This window comes from Actinoplanes sp. G11-F43, from assembly GCF_050589265.1.
Taxonomy (GTDB): Bacteria; Actinomycetota; Actinomycetes; order Mycobacteriales; family Micromonosporaceae; genus Actinoplanes.
Map to the genome: position 1 here is coordinate 20,505 of NZ_JBNZCE010000035.1, position 16,666 is coordinate 37,170.

21 protein-coding genes and 1 pseudogene are annotated in these 16,666 nt (G+C 70.8%); 10 read left to right on the forward strand and 12 right to left on the reverse strand.

Annotated elements, in window-relative coordinates; genetic code table 11:
- Positions 1 to 49: 49 nt before the first annotated feature.
- The gene (locus tag ACQ0O7_RS34565) at positions 50 to 781 is read right to left on the reverse strand and encodes a hypothetical protein (RefSeq protein ID WP_430788599.1); all 732 of its coding nucleotides are present in this window, start codon (positions 779 to 781) and stop codon (positions 50 to 52) included.
- 148 nt (positions 782 to 929) lie between these two features.
- Between ACQ0O7_RS34565 and ACQ0O7_RS34570 the strand changes: the two genes are divergently transcribed.
- Together ACQ0O7_RS34570 and ACQ0O7_RS34575 are read left to right on the forward strand one after the other, a co-directional pair.
- Entirely contained in the window at positions 930 to 1,592 is a 663-nt protein-coding gene (locus ACQ0O7_RS34570; RefSeq protein WP_430788601.1) for a hypothetical protein, read from the forward strand.
- Positions 1,593 to 1,847: 255 nt separating this feature from the next.
- Positions 1,848 to 2,714, forward strand: a complete 867-nt coding sequence (locus ACQ0O7_RS34575; RefSeq protein WP_430788603.1) for a hypothetical protein — start codon at positions 1,848 to 1,850, stop codon at positions 2,712 to 2,714.
- 5 nt (positions 2,715 to 2,719) lie between these two features.
- Here ACQ0O7_RS34575 and ACQ0O7_RS34580 read toward each other — a convergent pair whose 3' ends face one another.
- The 5 genes from ACQ0O7_RS34580 to ACQ0O7_RS34600 all read right to left on the reverse strand — a co-directional run bounded on the left by ACQ0O7_RS34580 (position 2,720) and on the right by ACQ0O7_RS34600 (position 5,939).
- Complete coding sequence (locus tag ACQ0O7_RS34580) at positions 2,720 to 2,935, reverse strand: hypothetical protein (protein ID WP_430788605.1); 216 nt, start codon at positions 2,933 to 2,935, stop codon at positions 2,720 to 2,722.
- Between the two features lie 37 nt (positions 2,936 to 2,972).
- Positions 2,973 to 3,236, reverse strand: a complete 264-nt coding sequence (locus ACQ0O7_RS34585; protein WP_430788607.1) for a DUF3040 domain-containing protein — start codon at positions 3,234 to 3,236, stop codon at positions 2,973 to 2,975.
- A gap of 95 nt (positions 3,237 to 3,331) precedes the next feature.
- On the reverse strand, positions 3,332 to 3,901 hold the full coding sequence (locus tag ACQ0O7_RS34590; protein ID WP_430788609.1) for a GerMN domain-containing protein: 570 nt from the start codon (positions 3,899 to 3,901) through the stop codon (positions 3,332 to 3,334).
- Complete coding sequence (locus ACQ0O7_RS34595) at positions 3,898 to 5,250, reverse strand: sensor histidine kinase (protein ID WP_430788611.1); 1,353 nt, start codon at positions 5,248 to 5,250, stop codon at positions 3,898 to 3,900. The genes ACQ0O7_RS34590 and ACQ0O7_RS34595 overlap by 4 nt, the downstream gene beginning before the upstream one ends.
- Positions 5,247 to 5,939: a response regulator transcription factor gene (locus tag ACQ0O7_RS34600; protein WP_430788613.1), complete on the reverse strand. Its 693-nt coding sequence runs from the start codon at positions 5,937 to 5,939 to the stop codon at positions 5,247 to 5,249. Before ACQ0O7_RS34600 ends, ACQ0O7_RS34595 begins: the two co-directional genes overlap by 4 nt.
- A 152-nt stretch (positions 5,940 to 6,091) precedes the next feature.
- On the opposite strand from ACQ0O7_RS34600, the gene ACQ0O7_RS34605 reads away from it, so the two are divergent.
- From ACQ0O7_RS34605 to ACQ0O7_RS34615, 3 genes are read left to right on the forward strand one after another with little or no spacing between them, the layout of a single operon-like run.
- The gene (locus ACQ0O7_RS34605; protein WP_430788615.1) at positions 6,092 to 6,391 is read left to right on the forward strand and encodes a GlsB/YeaQ/YmgE family stress response membrane protein; all 300 of its coding nucleotides are present in this window, start codon (positions 6,092 to 6,094) and stop codon (positions 6,389 to 6,391) included.
- A complete protein-coding gene (locus tag ACQ0O7_RS34610) occupies positions 6,388 to 7,008 on the forward strand; it encodes an STAS domain-containing protein (protein WP_430788617.1) in 621 nt (206 codons plus the stop codon). Before ACQ0O7_RS34605 ends, ACQ0O7_RS34610 begins: the two co-directional genes overlap by 4 nt.
- Positions 7,009 to 7,033: 25 nt before the next feature.
- The gene (locus ACQ0O7_RS34615) at positions 7,034 to 7,432 is read left to right on the forward strand and encodes an SPW repeat domain-containing protein (RefSeq protein ID WP_430788619.1); all 399 of its coding nucleotides are present in this window, start codon (positions 7,034 to 7,036) and stop codon (positions 7,430 to 7,432) included.
- Between the two features lie 54 nt (positions 7,433 to 7,486).
- On the opposite strand, the gene ACQ0O7_RS34620 is transcribed toward ACQ0O7_RS34615, so the two are convergent.
- Complete coding sequence (locus tag ACQ0O7_RS34620; protein ID WP_430788621.1) at positions 7,487 to 7,867, reverse strand: STAS domain-containing protein; 381 nt, start codon at positions 7,865 to 7,867, stop codon at positions 7,487 to 7,489.
- A gap of 463 nt (positions 7,868 to 8,330) precedes the next feature.
- Between ACQ0O7_RS34620 and ACQ0O7_RS34625 the strand changes: the two genes are divergently transcribed.
- Positions 8,331 to 9,137: a DivIVA domain-containing protein gene (locus ACQ0O7_RS34625; protein ID WP_430788623.1), complete on the forward strand. Its 807-nt coding sequence runs from the start codon at positions 8,331 to 8,333 to the stop codon at positions 9,135 to 9,137.
- On the opposite strand, the gene bfr is transcribed toward ACQ0O7_RS34625, so the two are convergent.
- Together bfr and ACQ0O7_RS34635 are read right to left on the reverse strand one after the other, a co-directional pair.
- Positions 9,112 to 9,594, reverse strand: coding sequence for a bacterioferritin (gene bfr / locus ACQ0O7_RS34630; RefSeq protein ID WP_430788625.1), 483 nt, complete (start codon positions 9,592 to 9,594; stop codon positions 9,112 to 9,114). The two genes, ACQ0O7_RS34625 and bfr, sit on opposite strands and share 26 nt — an antisense overlap.
- A gap of 55 nt (positions 9,595 to 9,649) precedes the next feature.
- Entirely contained in the window at positions 9,650 to 9,838 is a 189-nt protein-coding gene (locus tag ACQ0O7_RS34635; protein ID WP_430788627.1) for a (2Fe-2S)-binding protein, read from the reverse strand.
- Between the two features lie 218 nt (positions 9,839 to 10,056).
- Between ACQ0O7_RS34635 and ACQ0O7_RS34640 the strand changes: the two genes are divergently transcribed.
- Positions 10,057 to 10,236, forward strand: a complete 180-nt coding sequence (locus ACQ0O7_RS34640) for a hypothetical protein (RefSeq protein ID WP_430788629.1) — start codon at positions 10,057 to 10,059, stop codon at positions 10,234 to 10,236.
- A gap of 16 nt (positions 10,237 to 10,252) precedes the next feature.
- On the opposite strand, the pseudogene ACQ0O7_RS34645 reads toward ACQ0O7_RS34640, so the two are convergent.
- Positions 10,253 to 11,711: pseudogene (locus tag ACQ0O7_RS34645) on the reverse strand (diguanylate cyclase).
- Positions 11,712 to 11,814: 103 nt separating this feature from the next.
- On the opposite strand from ACQ0O7_RS34645, the gene ACQ0O7_RS34650 reads away from it, so the two are divergent.
- Both ACQ0O7_RS34650 and ACQ0O7_RS34655 read left to right on the forward strand, forming a co-directional pair.
- On the forward strand, positions 11,815 to 12,702 hold the full coding sequence (locus tag ACQ0O7_RS34650; protein ID WP_430788631.1) for a hypothetical protein: 888 nt from the start codon (positions 11,815 to 11,817) through the stop codon (positions 12,700 to 12,702).
- 56 nt (positions 12,703 to 12,758) lie between these two features.
- A complete protein-coding gene (locus tag ACQ0O7_RS34655) occupies positions 12,759 to 13,514 on the forward strand; it encodes a hypothetical protein (protein WP_430788633.1) in 756 nt (251 codons plus the stop codon).
- Here the strand turns inward: ACQ0O7_RS34655 and ACQ0O7_RS34660 are convergent.
- Positions 13,504 to 14,808: an aspartate aminotransferase family protein gene (locus tag ACQ0O7_RS34660; RefSeq protein WP_430788635.1), complete on the reverse strand. Its 1,305-nt coding sequence runs from the start codon at positions 14,806 to 14,808 to the stop codon at positions 13,504 to 13,506. The genes ACQ0O7_RS34655 and ACQ0O7_RS34660 overlap by 11 nt on opposite strands.
- Positions 14,809 to 14,891: 83 nt before the next feature.
- Between ACQ0O7_RS34660 and ACQ0O7_RS34665 the strand changes: the two genes are divergently transcribed.
- The gene (locus tag ACQ0O7_RS34665; RefSeq protein WP_430788637.1) at positions 14,892 to 15,776 is read left to right on the forward strand and encodes a LysR family transcriptional regulator; all 885 of its coding nucleotides are present in this window, start codon (positions 14,892 to 14,894) and stop codon (positions 15,774 to 15,776) included.
- Between the two features lie 11 nt (positions 15,777 to 15,787).
- On the opposite strand, the gene ACQ0O7_RS34670 is transcribed toward ACQ0O7_RS34665, so the two are convergent.
- Positions 15,788 to 16,663 (reverse strand): alpha/beta fold hydrolase, encoded by an 876-nt coding sequence (locus ACQ0O7_RS34670; RefSeq protein ID WP_430788639.1) that lies wholly within the window; start codon positions 16,661 to 16,663, stop codon positions 15,788 to 15,790.
- Between the last annotated feature and the right edge of the window lie 3 nt (positions 16,664 to 16,666).

A 16,666-nucleotide genomic window follows, 5' to 3' on the forward strand; every position in this document is an offset into this window, starting at 1 on the left:
CCCCCTCGTCCACGCCGCGGATTCCGCCCGTCAGGTATGCCAGAGCGGGTCAGGCCGGGATGTCCCAGGCCGACGCCCGGAAGGTCACCGTGCCGTCCTGGCCGGTGGCGGTCACCTCGACGAGCACCATCTTCCAGGTCACGGCGGAGCTGCGGGCGGTGTCCAGCGACGTCTTGATGCAGTAGACCTGGCCGCGGCGGATCGGGTAGCGGTCGGAGGACATCGGGCTCCGGCGGATGTTCTCGGCACATTCGACGGGGGTGACCGCGGTGGAGGTGACCACACTGCCCTCGACACCGTCGCTCAGGTTGATGAAGGCGGTGGAGGTGCCGCACGGGTTCTGGTAGTAGAACTCGGCGAGGGACGACTCCACCTTCATCCGCGGCTCGTCGAGGTCCACGTAGATGGCGCTGTTGCAGTCCACCGGCACCCGCAGGTCCTCGCTGTCGTACCGGTCGGTGTACTGGGTCCGGGCGTCCAGCACCGGCGCGGACCCGGTGGTGTTGTCCCCGGCCGGCTCGGTGGGCGGTTCGGTGGACGGCTCGGCCTGTTGTTCGGCGGCCTCCGAGACCGGGGCCGGTTCCGGAGGGGTGACCGAGGGCGGCACGGTGGCCGGCGCGGCGAGCCGGTCGAGCACCTCGGCCGTGTTCTCCGCGGCACGCCACGACTGCACCGCGGCGAACGCGCCGAGCAGGAACGCCAGCACGGCGATCACCGGGAAGATCAGGGATCGGCCGGTGCGGCGGCGCGGTCCCGGGGTTTGCGGATTCGGTGTGGTCATGCCCTGGCCTGCACTCTCGACTCGATCACCCACGGTGGGCAATCGGCACCGTACCGTGAAACATAGACGGACTTGCCTGCCGGAAAGGTGTGACTGTCCGGCCGGTCGACCGTCCCGTTCCGGCAGTCCCGCCGCCATGCTGTCTCCGGTGACCAACTGGGACTTGAGTCTCCGCACCAGTGTGATCAGCGCCGTGTGCACCGCGCTCGCCCTGATCGTCGCGCTGCTGGCCTGGCTGTGGCCGCGAGAGCCGGGCGGCGGCAAGAAGGACGAGAAGGCGGCCGGAACGAATCCCGCCACCGCCACCGCCACGGCGACGGGGACGGGGACGCGGCCACCGGCGCCGGCCGGCGGGACGGTCACGCCGGTCTTTCTGAACAGCTCGGCGTTCCCGCCCGAGTCGGGCGCCGCCGATCTGGTCGAGGTCCCCCGGGCGATCCGGGGGAAGGCCGGCTGGACCGGGCACGAGATCGCGGTCCGGTGCCCGTCCAACCAGACCGGGGATTCCACGTCGGACGTCACCTACCTGCTCCGCGGGCGTTACGCGCGGTTCGACGTGACGGTCCACCCGTACTATCCGGAGGACGCGGATCGGCAGGCCGTCACCCATGTCACCGCGTTCGTCGCGGTCCGGACCGTCGACGGCGGCCTGGACACCACGGTCGCCGGAGTGCAGAAGGCGGCGACGTACACGGCGGAGGCCGGGTTGTCCGTGTCGGTCGAGGACGCCGAGAAGCTCACGCTGCGTGTCGAGTGCGGTGATCCGAACGGCACCGTCGTGCTGACCGGGGCCCGGCTGACCCCGGTCTGACGTCACTCGACGGCGCGTTCGCCCGCCCCGGCCCCAGCGTCCGCGCCGCGCGGTTGGGCCGGTGGCTCAGCTGCCGTCTGCGCGAACACCGGCGCCGTCCCCGCCGCCCTTGCCCTCCCCTGCCGTCCCCGCGAATACCTATCGCAGCCCTCGATCCGGTACCGGCTTCGTGCCACGCCCCGCCACGCCTGTCCCCACGGTGACGCGGCCGTCCCTAGGCTGCCGTCAAATCCGGCCCCACCAGGAGGACAAGCCGTGCCGGCTCAGAAGACCCGCCGATGGTTCATCACCGCACTGATCGCCATGGTGATCCTGGGGGTGGCGGCCGGGCTGGCACTGTCCCGGGCCCGAGGCACGACCGGCGCCCTCCGCGACGTCACGACGACACGGGCCGGAGCCGGGTCGACACCGGGCGGGGCCGGGACCACACCGCCCGGGATCGATGCCGCCTGGAACGGAACGGCCGGGCCCGGCGGATCCGGCCAGGCCGGCGCGTCCGGCGGACCCGGCGCCCACGGTGAAGACGGCGGCCCTGGTCAGGCCGGGGCGAACGGAACCGGGGAGCGGGCTGCCGCTTCGGCCGATGTCATTCCGGTCTCGGTCGCCCCCTCCCCTGCCCGGCCCAGATCCGAGAAATCCGGGAAGACGAAGGCGGGGAGCGGCAAGCTGGCACCGAACGACCCGGTGATCGCCGTCTTCCGGGTGACCCGCGAACCGGCCTGCCCCTCCGGCACCCACCAGACACGAACCGAAGGCAACCCGGTGACCGACCGGGCCCGGAACGAGAACAGGCCGGTGACCCTGGAATGGAAGGTCACCGGCGCCGACGAGGTCACCCTGTCCGTGGACGGCCCGGACATCCACGCGTCCTACCGCGCCACCGACACCGCCACGATCGACTTCCCGTGCGGCGACGAGACGGGCGGCGGGGAGACGGGCGGCGGGGAGACGGGTGGTGCGGAGACTGGCGGTGGGAAGACAAGCGGTGGGAAGACTGGAGGCGGTCGGCAGATGGGCAGCGAGCAGACGCACACCTACACGCTGACGGTCCCCGGCCCGAACGGCACCGAGTCGAAGACCCTGACCGTGACGGCACGCCTCGACGATCCAGCCACCGCCTGAGAGCGTCAGGCCGGTTCCGGGACCGCCGGCGGCGCGTCCGGTGTCGGCTCCGGCTGCAGCGGCACCGCCGGATCCGGTTCGACCGGGATCGGCTCGTGCGGCGGCGGAGGCAGCGGATCCGGGCTGTCCGGCGACAATTCTCCCGGATCATCCGGGATGGGCGCGCCGGGATCCAGCGGCGGATAACGGTCCGGGTCGCCGGGGATGCGTAGCGTCGTCATGAAGATCGACATACCCCCGGGGACGGGCCGCAAACGGTCAGCCGTGGTCCCGCCTTCGCTTGAACCAGATCCCCGCCCCGACCGTGACCAGCACGGTCACCACGGTGATGGCGACTCCGGCGGCGCCCCACGCCACCATCAGCACCGACAATCCGGCCCACACCAGGGCGCCGATCACCGCCAGGATGGCGATCTGGACCCTGCGTGTGAGCATCCGCACCGGGCGGGCCATCTCCGGATCCTCGGCCGCCAACCGGCCGACGATCTCATCGAACTCCCGGCGTGTGTCTCTGGTGGACAACTTCCCTCACCGCCTATCGGTGCGTGAACCCCGTCCTTCGAGATATACCCCGATCAGGGGTTTCACTCCATGACACTCTCGTCACATCCGGCCGGTCAGACCGGCCCTATCAGCGAACGATAGTCCGCCGCGCGCAACGGGCTCCCGGAAAGGATGCCGTCACCCCGCGGGACCTGCAACGGCCGCCCGTCGCGCTGGAAGGTGACCGCGGAGACATCAGCACGCGAGGTGAGGGTGCAGACGATCTGCCCGTACGCCAGCACCTCGTCACTGCGCCCGGCTCCCTCGCCGGCCTCGCCGACCTCGACGGCGGCGGTGGTGCTGCCGGCCGGCAGGGTGACCGTCAGCGTGGTGGTGGCCAGCGCGGTGGACAGCCCCTGGGCCTGTTCGGGCTGGTTGGGGCCCTCGACCAGCATGTCGAGCAGGCGCTGCGGGCGGGGCACGGCGTCGACCCGGCGCACCGTCTGGACCAGCCGGCTGTCCCGGATCAGGCAGAGCACCTGGGCCACCTCCCCGACCGGGTCGGTGGACGCCTCGGGTGAGGCGGTCACGTTGAGCGGCCGGCGCGGCAGGGTCACCACGTGTGGTTCGTCCTGGGCCGGCACCCCACACCCGCCGAGCACAAAACCGGCGGAAAGGGCGACTGCGAGGGAGCGTACGGTCATGTCGTCTCGAATCCGGGGAGGGTGAATCGGAAGCGCGCGCCGCCACCGGGACGCTCGGAGACGCTGGCGCCACCGCCGTGTGCGGCGGCGTGCCCGGCCACTATCGCCAGGCCCAGCCCGGTGCCGTCGCCGGCGCCGCGGAAGTTGGCGGCCGGCCCGCGGACGAACCGGTCGAAGATGGTCACCCGGTCCTTCTCGGCGACGCCCGGCCCCTCGTCGTCGACCTCGAGGAATCCGGCGCCGACCCGGACCACGGTGGGCCCGCCGCCGTACCGGTTGGCGTTGTCGATCAGGTTGCCGAGCGCCTGCTCGACCCGCCGCCGGTCGACCCACCACATCCGGGGTACGCCGGGGGCCACCTCGACCAGGTCGGCGGGCAGGTCGCGGGAGCGGCAGACCCGTTTGGCCAGTTCGATCACGTCGACCTGTTCGCGGTGGGCCGGACGGTCGCTGCGCGCCAGTTCGAGCAGGTCGTTGACGAGCGCCTGGAAGCGCGAGATCTCCGCGGTGACCAGGGTGATCGCCGAGGCGGAGCGTTCGTCCAGGGTGTCGCGGCGTTTGTGCAGCACGCTGGCGGCGGCTTCCAGGGTCTGCAGTGGCGAGCGCAGTTCGTGGCTGACGTCGGCGGCGAACCGGCGGTCGCGTTCCAGCCGTCTGCTGAGCTGGTCGGCCATGTCGTTGAAGGCGGCCGAGAGCGAGGCCAGGTCGGGTTCGGCGTCCGGGTCGAGCCGGGTGGTCAGGTCGCCGCCGGCGATGCCCCGGGCCGCCTCGGTGACGGCAGTCAGCGGGTGCAGGGCGTGCCGGGTGACGTACCACCCGACGGCGGCTCCGGCGGCGGCCACCATGATCGCGACGGCGGTCAGCACCAGCGCGAGGGTCTGCAGGGTGCGCTGCAGCTCGGCGAGGGAGAAGATCTCGTAGAAGACCGCCGAGCCGACCAGGGGGATGCCCACTATCAGGGCCGGGCGGCCGTCGCGGTGGATGCGCTGGGCGCCCGCCTCACCGGAGGCGGTCATCTCCTGCAACCCTTGCGGTACGGCGATGTCAGCGGCCGAGTCGGCGCTGCGCGAGTGCCACTGCCCGTCCAGGTGGAGCAGGACGTACCGGTCGGAGCCGGTGTCCAGGGCGCGCAGCAGTTCGAGGATGTTGGGCTCGGCGCCGGTGAGGCCGGCGCCGACCACCGCGGCGTCGTAGTAGGTGGCCCGGACCGCGGCCCGCTCCCGCTCGGCGAACAGGGTGTTGCGGGTCGACTCGTACGACACCAGGCTCACGCACGCGGACAGGATCAGCGCGCCGAGGGCGAAGGCGGCGCTGACCCGGGCCCGCAGTCCGATCGGGCGGACTCTCACGGCTGGAGTTTGTAGCCCAGCCCGCGGACGGTCACCAGGTGCCGCGGGTTGCCGGTCTCGTCCTCGATCTTCTGCCGGAGCCGGCCGACGTGCACGTCGACCACCCGCTCGTCGCCGAACTCGTGCCCCCACACCCGCTGCAGCAGCTGCTGGCGGGACAGCACCAGCCCGGGGTGGTCGGCGAGTTCGCAGAGCAGCCGGAACTCGGTGCGGGTGACGGCCACCGGCTCGCCGCGCAGCCGGACCTCGCCGGCTTCCGGGCGGACCTCCAGGTCGCCGAAGGCCAGCACCGAGGTGGTCGGGGTGGTGGCCGCCGGTGGCGCGATCGCCCGGGCGCGGCGGCGCAGGGCGCGCAGCCGGGCGGCCAGCTCCTTGACCGCGACCGGCTTGACCACGTAGTCGTCGGCGCCGGCTTCGAGCGCGGCCACGATGTCGTGGGTGTCGTCGCGCGCGCTGACCACGACGATCGGCACGTCGTCGTCGCGGCGCAGCTGGCGGATGCACTCGTAGCCGTCCATGCCGGGCAGCATCAGGTCGATGAGCACCGTGTCGGCCCGGTGGGTGCGCTGGGCGGCCAGCCCCTCCTCGGCGGTGGCGACGGCATGGGCGGTGTAGCCCTCGTCCTCCAGGGCCATCGCCAGCGACAGGCGGATCCGGTCGTCGTCCTCGATCAGCAGTACGGCACTCATGAGGCAATGATTGTCCCGTTCCGGGGGTGCGGATCGGGCGGAACCGGCCGGAGAGCCGTTTGTCACGCGATTGTCATGGGTGCGGGAACCGTTCGCAGACCTGCCGGGGCAGTCTGGCGTTGTCCATCCCGCCCGTCGGAAGGGGGTCCGCCATGACGGGGCTGAGTCTGATCACAGCCGTGGCCATCGGTGCCGTCATCGGCATCGCCGGACGGGTTGTGACGCGCCGGGGCCGCAACGTCCCGGTGTGGCTGCCGGTCGCCGCGGGTGTGGCCGCGGCGGTGCTGGCCACCGTCATCGCCCGGATGGCGAACTCGGACCGGCCCGGCCCGACGACGCTGGAGATCGTGCTGCAGGTGCTGTTCGCGGCGGCGGGGGTGGCCGTGGTCGCGTTGACCGCGGACCGCCCGTCGTCCCGGAGCAGCACCTTCACCCGGGAGGACGTCCGGTGACCGCGATCATCGGGGACGGTGAGGGGCTGGTCACGGTGATCTGTGACGGGTGCGGCGAGACGAAGCAGACCACCGACGTGCTGCGTGACGAGGACGTGGTGTGGCCGTCGATCACGACGCTGGGGTGGACCGGGTCGCCGTTCGCGACCGGCAACCACCGGTGCCCGCGGTGCGCGGAGGACGCCCACGCGTCGCCGGCGCCGGCGTCCGCCGAGCCGCCGGTGCCGTCCGAGGGTGTCTGCGACGTGTACGACCCGGGCGAGCACGCCCGGGTGGTGGTGCTGCGCGCCGACCTGGACCTGCACCGGGTGGACCACGTGCGCCCGGCGCTGATGGACGCGGCCGACTCGGGCCGGGACGTGATCGTCGACATGCGCGACGCCGGGGTGATCGACTCGGCCGGGCTGGGGCTGCTGGTGCGCGCCTACCGCTGTGCGAAACGGCGCGGGGCCGGGCTGTCGCTGGTGGCGCCGTCCCGGTTCGTGGTGACCGTGCTGCACACCATGCACCTGGACGGGATGTTCCCCACGTTCCCGGACGAGGAGGCGGCGCTGGCCTTCGCCAATCCCCGCGAATCGGTCCGAACCGGTGCGATCCCGATGCAACAATCTCCGTAGCCTATCTACGGGGAGGACGGCTTCGATGAACGCTCATGTCCAGACGGCCGCACGGGGCACGCGACGGCTCGTCGACGAGATGGCCCACACGCCCGGTGAGGTGCTGGTGCTCGTCGGCCTGTGGCTGACCAGCGCGCCACTGGTGCTCGACCACGCCAAGGCCGGCCTGACGTACCCCGGTCTCAACGATGTGGCGGTCGGCCTGTCGATCGTCGTGCTGGCTCTCGTCCGGGTGCTGTCCCCCCGGCACACGTCGGTGCTGGCGGTGATCAGTGGCCTGCTCGGGGTGTGGCTGCTGGCGGCGCCGTTCGTCCGCGGTTACGCCGGGATGTCACCGGCGGCCACCGCCAACGACATCGCCGTGGGCCTGGTGGTGATCCTGCTGGCGGTGTTCAGCTGGCGGGGTCACGACAAGCACGCCTGATCCGCCGGTAAGGGAGGACGCGCCCGGCTGGAGACCAGCCGGGCGTCTCGTGGTTCAGACGCGGGCGCCGTCGCGCAGGTGCCGCAACGCCGCCGGAGTGTCCTCGACCATCGGGAACATCGCGTCGGCCTGGAGCCGGGCCAGGGCGCCGAGGAGGCGGGACGACGGCTGCGCGAAGCAGATCTCGCCGTGCCGCAGGTAGGCGCGGTCCTGGGTCTGCAGGAGCAGGGCCAGGCCGTCCCGGTCGATGCCGGTCGCGCCGGCCAGGTCGACGACCACACCGCTGTGGTTGTCCACCGCCCAGGAGAGGATGTCACGCAGACCGGGAATCAGTCTCCGGTCGATGTCACCCCGAACCGTCACGACGGCGAAACCGTCGTGCTCGCTGACCCGGATCGCACTCGACCCCGGCAGCCCTGTCACCGTTGCGGTCACCGGCACCCACCTCTTCTCGCCTAGGGATCCGACGGTCGCCGACCGGTTCAACGGAAGACCCACGGGTATGTGACAGTTCGTTGACGATTCGTCACCACAGGTTTTGTCATGCCGTCGTCATGGGACCGCGCGGTAACCGCCACGGCACGCCTCGATACTTACCGGCGAGACCAGTTGAGGAGGTCTTGGCATAGCGGGGTGGGGCGGCACCGGTTTCGGGTAGCCCCGCCCCGATGTGTTTCCGGGAGCGCTCCCCTTTTCGCAAACGACCGGCGACATAATCAGAATCGGTCGCGACGAGCCGGTGATGCCATCCCGGCGGCACAAAGTAGAACCGTTCCAGAAAACCACCCGACACCGCCCTGAACTGGTGCGACAGGGATGGGCATTCGAACGACGATTACGTTCCGGGTGCTTTTCGGATACTCGGTGTTGACATTGAATGTGCGGTCGCGTTCACTTCGTGACTACGCGGCTCCTGCGTGTGTCCGGGACGCGTGATGAGTTTCTGACGGCTACCGGAGGCAGCAAGTTGGCCCTCTCCCCCTCCGATGTCAACGGCGTCGCGTTCCGGCAGCCGTCGCCGGGCGCCCGCGGTTACCACGAGGCCGAGGTGGACGCGTTCCTCGATGACGTGGCCGTGGAGATGCGCCGGCTGGCCGAGGAGAACGAGGCACTCGCCCAGCAGCTGCAACGCGACGACCTGGCCGGGCATCTGCGCCGGCTGGAGCGGGACCGGGACCGGGCCGAGGACCGGGCCCGGTCGGTGCTGGCCGAGCTGGAGCAGGCCCGCTCCCAGACGCGGCCGGGCGGGCTGGAGTTCTCCTGGAACGCCGGCCGCTCCGGCGAGCTGGAGATCGCCTGGACGGCGGGCCGGGCCGGGCTGCCGGGGCAGCGCCTCCCCACCGGCGACGAGCCGGCGGACAACCCGCACATCTTCGATCTGGCCCGGCGTACCGCCGAGGGACATCTCGCCGAGGCCCACCGGGAGGCGGCGGCGATCCTGCGCAAGGCGGCGACCGAGGCCGCCCGGGTGGTCAGCGACGCCGAGTTGCGCGCCTCGACCATCGTCGCCGACGCCCGGCACGCCCACGCGGAACGGATCGCCGGCCTCGGCACCAGACGCGCCGAGGCCCTGGATCTGATCGACGATCTGCGCGAACGCGCCCGCGACCGGCGTGAGGCGATCGCCGCGCACGTCCGCGAGCGGCTGCTCGGGATGGACGGTGGCGCCCCGGCGCCGGTCAGCCGGCCTCCGGGTGCTCCGTGACGTTCTGCAGGTAGAGCGCCTCGCCCAGCTTCTCGATCAGGCTGAGCTGGGTCTCCAGGTAGTCGACGTGGTGCTCCTCGTCGGCCAGGATGTCCTCGAAGATCCGCGCCGAGGTGACGTCACCGACCGAGCGCATGTGCTCCAGTCCGCGGCGCAGCCGGTCGACCGCCTCGACCTCGATCTTCATGTCGCACTCGAACTGCTCCTTGACCGTCTCGCCGATCCGCAGCACGGACAGCTTCTGGTAGTTGGGCAGGCCCTCCAGGAAGAGGATGCGGTCGGTGAGCACCTCGGCGTGCCGCATCTCGTCGATGGATTCGTGTTTGGTGTGCTTCGCCAGCACGGTGTAACCCCAGTTCTCCTGCATCTTGGCGTGCAGGAAGTACTGGTTGATCGCGGTCAGTTCCGCGGTGAGCTGCTCGTTCAGGAACTCGATGACACGGGCGTCGCCTTGCATGCCAAATACCCCCAGTTATGGCTCTAACTGGGGTCAGCGTAACGGGTCGGTCACGTTAAGCGACGAGCGGTAGGCGCGTGTCGGCGGTCTCCTCCTCGATCAGGTCACAGATCCGGTCCAGGCAACTGCCGCATCCGGTGCCGGCACCACAGGCGTCCCCGACGGACTCCTCGGTGTGCGCGCCAGCACGGATGACGGCGCGGACCTCACGCTCGCGAACGTGGTGACATATACAGACGAACATCGCGCGTGGATCCTTCGGTAGCCTAGCCTTGCCTTCGTTAGGCTGCCCTAAGAACCCCAGGTCCCGCAAGAGCCGATCAGGTCGAGACCTCGCGGGGACCCGACCGCCGTCAAGCCGTCGATAGACGACACGCGCACGTATACGCGCATTGTTGACAGCACTCTTTCCGTTTTCTTAATGTCCAGGCGAGTCATTCCTGCTCGCATTCGGAGAGTGCCGTGACCCTTGACGTACGCCCGCCCATCACCATTCTTGGAGTCTCCGTCACTCGCCCCTGGTGGATGACGTCATCGCAGGTCAGCGAGGAGCCGGAGGCGGAATTGGAGTACGAGTCGGACGGCGTGACCGACGACGAATTCGACCAGGACGATTTCTTCGAGCACTTTCCCCGGCCGTGAGACTGTCGGGAACAGGTCAGTGACTCAGCACCCCGCCGGCCACCTGGACCCGATCCCGGCCCTCACGTTTCGCGGCATAGAGGGCCTCGTCGGCCCGGTGCAGCAGCTGCTCGACCGGCTCCACGGTGTCCCAGGTCGCCACGCCGACGCTGCACGTCTGACCGTCCGGCATCACTGACCGCAGCCGGTCCAGCACCGGCACCGCCCGCGCCGACGAACTGGCCGGCAACGCCACCACGAACTCCTCACCACCCCAGCGCGCGATGACGTCGCCCGCCCGCAGCGCATCCACGAACGCGGCAGCGGCACGGCACAGCAGCTGGTCCGGCGGAGTGGCCGTACGTGTCGTTGTAGCGCTTGAAGTGGTCCAGGTCGACGATCGCCACACTCAACGGCTCACCGGTCGCCCGCGCGTCCGCGGTCAGCCGGTCCATCGACTCCTGCCAGGACCGCCGGTTCGGCAGCCCGGTCAGTGTGTCGGTGAACGCCATCCGCTCCAGCCCGCGCACCAGCCGCTCGTGCTCCAGCGCCAGCGCGGTCTCGTCGGCCAGCAGATCCACCGCCCGGGTCCGGTGATCACACATCGCATCGATCCGCTGCGCCCAGCCCACCCCGAGCACCGCGACCACCGCGCCGTTCAGGACGACCGGCTGGAACAGCATCGACCGGCTCCGCACCAGATTCCACAACGCCGGCGACACCCGCGGATCCCGTTCCATGTCGGCGACGAAAAACGGCTGCCCGCTGTGATAGGCCATCGCGGTCATCGACGGGGAGTCCAGCGGCACCCTGGTCCCGACCAGTTCCACCCCGACCGCCCGGGTCACCGCCAGCTCCCCGCCGTCCACCGGCTCCAGCAGGGTCACCGTGTCGGCGGTGGCCAGCTCCCGGATCGCGTCGGTGATCGTCGACCGGGCGTCCTCACCACCGCGGATCCGTTTCGCGGCGGTGCCCACCGCGGCCAGCAGCCGGTCCGCGTCCCGGGACCGCTCCGCCACCGCCGTCAGCTCCCGCCGCCGGCGCCGCACCGCCTCGTGCAACAGACCACCCAGAAGAGCCGAGAACGCCATCTGTACGGCGTAATAGCCCAGCTCCGGGACGTGCAGACGCTCCATCGCGGCAACCATGACCGCCCAGGCCACGCCACCGAGCAGCACCGCCGACACGGCGATCCGGCGGGACACGATCGCCGCGCCGATCACCAGGAACGACAGCATCACCGTGACGCTGTAGTAGAGCTGACCGGTGACGCCCACCTGCGCCACACTGACCGCGACCGGCAGCAGGGCCAGCGCCTCACCCCGGCTCCGGCGCAGCGCCGCACCGGCCATCAGCACCGCGGTGACCAGGTCGAGAACCGTCATCACCACCCGGGCCGGGCCGGTCAGCGTGAGCAGGTTCGCGACGGCGATACCGAGATAGACGGCGGCGACGGCACCCCGGATCCACCGGGACGTATCGTCCTCGCGCAGCATGCGTCGCGCCACCTCCTCCGGGCCTCGGCGTGACTGTCGGCAGAGGCGGCCCGGACTGAAGGAAACGCGTCACCGGCGGTCGTGGCAGATCGTTTGACCGGCCATGAACCGGACCAAGATGGTGGCGGGGCTGCTGGCCGCCGTACTTCTGGCAGCCGCCCAGGCCGGCTGTGGCGACCAGGCCGAGGCAGTCCCCGACATGGCGGCCGCGGCGGCCGACCTCGACGCCCTGACGATCGGCATCACCGGCGACGTCGAGGAGATCAAAGCCGCCGAGCTGCTCAACTACCACCGGGTGGAGGGCGGCATCGCCGAATGCATGAAGGCGGCCGGGCGCCGGTATCAGCCGCTGCCGTACGTCAGCTTCTACGAGGGGTTCACCGACACCGACCTCGGCTATGGCAACGGGCGGGGCACCGTGGTCGACTCGATGACCGCGAACGGTCGCCGGCTCGTACTCAATGAGATGGCTCTGGCTCGTCTGGCCCGGGCCGGCGTGCTGAAACGCAAAGCCGCCAAACCCGACGTGCCGGTGCTCAAGGAATGCGCGGCGAAATTCGATTCCCGCGGCTACCACGATTTCGACCCGCCGGCCGGCGTCACCGAGTTGTCCGCCCTGAAGGAACTGCTGGAACCGGTGCACCGCGATCCGGCGGTGGTGAACGCGATGGCCGGATATCAGAGCTGCATGAAACAGCGGCACGGATTCACCGTGAAGGATCGCAGCGAGTTCCTGTTCGCACCGCGCCTGGACCGCCGCTTCGCACCAGTGCCCGGCAAGCCGGTGAACGTGACATGGCGCGCCGGCGTGACCACCGTCGACCGGGTCTTCAAGGCCGACGCGGACTGCCGCAAACCCGCCTACGAGACCGCGATGACCCTGCTGGCCGAGCGCATCAAACCCTGGCGAAACGACAACCGCGACAAACTCTTCGCGGTACGGGCGGGCTGGCGCAAAGCCGTCGCCGACGCGAACAAGCTGAAGAACTGAGTGGTGGCTGAGCGCGACTCAGGCCGTCCACAGCGGACCTTTCGCAGACTGCCGTCATGGTCTGGTCACGGTGGGGTCATGTAGTGCTCTGGGTCGGCGCGGCGGTTCTGCTGGTCGCCGCCTTTCCGCTGAATCTGCTGTTCGAGGTGCCGGCCGCGCTCGCCGGACGCCCATCGGACTGGGGCGAACTGGGCACCCGGATCGCCCTCGTGGCCGCGGCCGTGGTGACCGGGCGGACGGCGTACGAAATCGGTCCGCGCGGTGACCCGGTGCGGGAGTACCGGGAGGTGCCGCGCTGGACCCGGAGAGCCGCCCACGTCGCGGTCGTGCTGCCGGCGGCGGGCTGGACGGTGCCGCATCTGCTGTGGGTCTTCGGGGTTCCGTTCGGCATCCCGGCCCGGCAGCTGGCCGATGCTCAGGCCGAACTCAGCTCGCCGGCCGGCTTCGCGATCGCCCTGGTGCCGCCGCTGTTCGGCCTGCTGGCCCTGGGCCTGGCCCGGCGCTGGGGGCAGCGGTTCCCGAGCCGGCTACCGGTGCTCGGGAACCGTCCGGTGCCCCGGATGCTCGCGATCGTCCCGGGCGCGGCGGTGGCGATCGCACTGATCGTCTACGGCACGATGAGCGCCACGGTGTTCACCGCGGCCGGCCCGACCTGGGCCGAGATCCGCGAGAGCTGGGCCGTCGTCGCGACCCTGCTGGTCTTCGTGGGCTGGGGCGTGGCCCTGGGAACAACCGTTGTGGGTTACGCCCGGGCCACGTCTGCCGTCGGCCGCGATGACGTCGGCGCCGGGGAACCGGGGCTCACCGGTTGAGCACGTCGGTCAGGGCCTGGTCCAGGATTTCCAGGCCCAGGTCGAGTTCTGCCGTCGTCGAGGTCAGGGCGGGGGCGATCCGGAAGACGCCGCCCATCGCCGGGAGCTGAACCACGTTCATGTGCAGGCCCAGTTCCAGGCAGCGGCGGGTGACCGCGGTGCCCAGCTCGTCGGCCGGTTCCCTCGTCTCGCGGTCGACGACCAGTTCCAGGCCGACGAGCAGCCCACGGCCGCGCACATCGCCGATCGTCTCGTGTTTCTGGGCAAGATCTTGCAAACCCTTGCGGAGGTACGTGCCCAGCTCCGCGGCCCGCGCGTCCAGTCTCTCCGTCTCCAGAACGTCCAGGACGGTGTTGCCGACCGCGGCCACCAGCGGATCCGAGACGTGCGTGGTGAAGAACAGGAAACCGCGCTCGTGGGCGATCTGCTCGATCTCGGCGCTGGTCACGATCGCGGCCAGGGGCAGGCCGGCGCCGAGCGTCTTGGACAGGGTGATGATGTCCGGGGTGACGCCGTCACGTTCGAAGGCGTACCACTGCCCGGTCCGGCACAGCCCGGTCTGCGCCTCGTCCAGGATCAGCAGGCCACCGCGGGCGTGCACCCGTTCGCGGAGCGCGGCCAGGTAGCCGGGCGGCAGATCGATGACGCCTCCGGAACTGAGGATCGGCTCGACGATGCAGGCGGCAAGCGCGCCCACCGACTGGGCGTCGAAGAGATCGAACGCGAAATCGAGCTGCCGCCGCCAGTCCAGGTCGCCGCCGGCGGTGGTGAAGTCCGGGCGGTACGGGTTCGGGGTGGGGATCGCGAAGTTGCCGGGCGCGGCCGGGCCGTAACCCTTGCGCCCGGAACTGTAGGTGGCGCTCGCGGCCGCCTGGGTCATGCCGTGCCAGGACCGGGCGAACGAGATGATCTCGTGGCCGCCGGTGACCAGTTTCGCCATCCGGATCGCGGCCTCGTTCGACTCGGCGCCGGTGGTCAGCAGCTGCACCTTCGCCAGCGGGTCCGGCAGCGTACCGGCGAGCCGGCGGGCCAGGTCGACGACCGGGCGGCTCAGCATGCCGCTGAACAGGTGGTCCAGGATGGCGACCTGGCGCTGCACGGTCTCGACCACGGCCGGATGCGAGTGGCCGAGGATCGCGCTCATCTGGCCCGACGTGAAGTCGAGGATGCGGCGGCCGTCGGCGGCGTACACGAAACTGCCCTCGGCACGTTCGATGATCTCCGGCACGAAGCGGCCGGCGCCGGAGTAGCGGACCAGGTGACGGTCGGCGTCGGACCAGAAGGAATCAGCCATGCCGTCGACGCTAGGGGCCGCCGCTGATCGGGTCCATCTCACATTCTCGCCGATGCTGTTAAGGGGAGCCGTACAGTCGCGGCGTGACGCTCAACCCGTGGCGGCTGCGGCTGCTCGCCGACCTGGCCACCTACGGCACCGTGCGGGCCGTCGCCCAGCGCGGGACCATGAGCCCGTCAGCGGTGTCGCAACAGCTGGCCACCCTGGAGCGGGAGACCCGGACGGCGCTGCTGGAACGAACCGGAAGACGGGTCCGGTTGACGGCTGCCGGAGTGCTGCTGGCCGGGCGGGCGCGGGAGATCCTCGCCGCGATGGACGCGGCCGAGGCCGAACTGCGCGGCTTCGCCGACGAACCCGTCGGTACGGTCACCCTCGCCGCTTTTCAGAGCGCCGTGCACGCGCTGGCCGAACCGGCGATCGCCGACCTGGCCGTCCGGCATCCGGACGTGACGGTGGTGCTGCTCGAACTGGAGCCGCACGACAGCATGCCGGCGCTGCGGCGCGGCGACGTGGACGTGATCGTCACGACCGCCGATTTCGCCGGCACCGAGCTGGATCCGGCGATCGATCTGGTGCCGATCGCCGCCGACTCGATCGTGCTGGTGCTGCCGGTGGGGCATCCACTGGCCGGTCAGGAGAGCGTCCGGCTGGAACTGTGCGCCGACGCGCGCTGGACCTTCGACGTCGCCGGCTCCTACATGTCGGCGCTGGCCACCCGGTTGTGCCGGGAGGCCGGCTTCGAACCGGCGGTGATCTGCCGGTTCAACAACTACATGCTGGCGCTGCGGCACGTCGAGAAGGGCGGGTCGGTCACCATGCTGCCCAGCCTGGCCGTCGACCCGCGCTATCAGGTCGTCACCCGGCCGCTCGACCCGCCGATGACCCGCCGGATAACCGCCGCCGTCCGCCGCTCCCCCGCGCCACGACCGGAGGTGACGGCGGTCCTCACCGCGCTGCGCTCGTCGTGAGACGGCGGTCCTCACCGCGCTGCGCTCGTCGTGAGGAAGTCACCGATCGCCGCGGCCACCTCTCCGGGTCTCTCCTCGGCCTGATGATGCCCGCTGTCGATCTTCAGGTGCCGCAGCGGCCGGTCCAGCCACGGCTCCCAGATCGCCGCCGGATCGCCGTGGATGTCCAGGTCGTCGTGGACCGATTCGAGCAGCATCGCCGGGCACCTCACCCGCCGGCCGGCCGCGCGGTCCGCCTCGTCGTGCTCACGGTCCACCCGCAGGCCGGCCCGGTAGTCCTCACACATGCCGTGCACGACCGCCGGGTCACGTAGCGCCGCCCACACGTCGGCGTGGTTGCCCGCCCCGATCTCCTCCGGCCCCGGCGTCCGGTACCAGGCGCCCGGATCGGCGTTGATCACGCGCTCGGCCGGTTTGTCGGTCTGCCCGAGGAACCACCAGTGCCACCAGGCACGGGCGAATGCCACATCGGTGCGCTCCAGATGCTCGACGACCGGCAGGCCGTCCATCACCACCAGATGCGAGACGAGGTCCGGATGGTCCATGGCCGTCCGGAAGGCGACGAGCGCCCCTCGATCGTGCCCGACCACGGCGAACCGGTCGTGCCCGAGACGCCCCATCAGCCGGACCACGTCACCGGCCATCTCCCGCTTCGCCGACTGGGTGTGCCCCGGCCGATCCGGCGGCAGCGTCGACTGGCCGTATCCGCGCAGGTCCGGAGCGACCACGGTGTACGCCTCGGCCAGCCGCGGAGCCACCGCATGCCAGGTCGTATGGGTCCGCGGATGCCCGTGCAACAACACCACCGGCGGCCCACCACCACCATGCCGAACCCGCAGCGTCACCTCACCGACCGTCACCCGCTCAAGCGTGAATCCGTCGAACATCGA